Raw genomic sequence first — 888 nt, 5'->3', positions numbered from 1 at the left:
ATCATACGAGTAGTCACAGATAATGTTGCCTTCTGGGTCGGAGTATTTAGCGAATGAAATTGGAAGTGTGTCAGTGCGCCAAGGTGTGCCGGTAAGTGACAATGTATAAGTCGCTAAATGCTGTATCGTGGAGAGAAGCTGTAATCCCCATGCATTTGCTGGAGACTCGCCATTACCGGCGCAATGATGTATTTCATCAAAAATGACCAATACTCTAGTAGCGGCAAGATCATTTATTAGCTCAGCTGCGTTACTAAGTGAGTGATAAGTACGTGATGCTCCGATTGCCCCAAGTCTGCCATTAAACTTTCGCTTTAGTGTTTTTTCAAATGTTTCTTCAATGCTCTGTGAAACGATTCGAGAAGGGGAAAAGCATACTACATAGTCGATATCGCCACTGTTAATAAGAGTTTTTGCTATATGTGCTGCAAGCAGGGTTTTACCCGCACCAGGGGAGGCCAATACTAAAAATTGAGATTGCTTCTTATAAGATGTAACTGCTTGAAAGAGACATTGTTCTTGCCATGCCCTAAGCATTACATATTCCCCTCAGGTTGAGTCGATTGAATAATCTTTTTAATAGCGTTTAATCGACCGTAGAACCTTGTCGCTTTTTCTCTCGACTCATCTAGCAATTTCAAAATAGTTGGTCGCTTATGTGGGAATAGTCCTAAATATTCCTGATAAGCATCAATCTCTCCCAATAGTAGTTTTAATTCAGCATTGGCTTTCTTTTCTTCATCCAGAAGATTCACCTCATTTGAGCTTTGACTTGTATCTATAGTTTCTTCGTCGGACGGCTTACGAGGGCTGCTGTTTAGCATTAGGATTAATTCAGAAGTAAGGTGGTAGGTTCGAGCGTTTCGCTCTCCACTGGCGCTTAGGAGG

At 41.8% G+C, this 888-nt stretch carries 2 protein-coding genes; both read right to left on the bottom strand.

Annotation, left to right across the window (positions count from 1 at the left end):
* Window positions 1–537 (bottom strand): DEAD/DEAH box helicase (locus KPL72_RS21075; RefSeq protein ID WP_249422382.1); only part of this gene is annotated, 537 nt, incomplete at its 3' end.
* A partial coding sequence (locus KPL72_RS21070) for a hypothetical protein (protein WP_219704357.1) occupies window positions 537–888 on the bottom strand: 352 nt, incomplete at its 5' end. The genes KPL72_RS21075 and KPL72_RS21070, both read right to left, overlap by 1 nt.

This window comes from Marinomonas lutimaris (assembly GCF_019426345.1).
Taxonomy (GTDB): Bacteria; Pseudomonadota; Gammaproteobacteria; order Pseudomonadales; family Marinomonadaceae; genus Marinomonas; species Marinomonas lutimaris.
The sequence above is the reverse complement of the archived record's forward strand: the minus strand, read 5'-3'. Positions and strand labels throughout refer to the sequence as shown.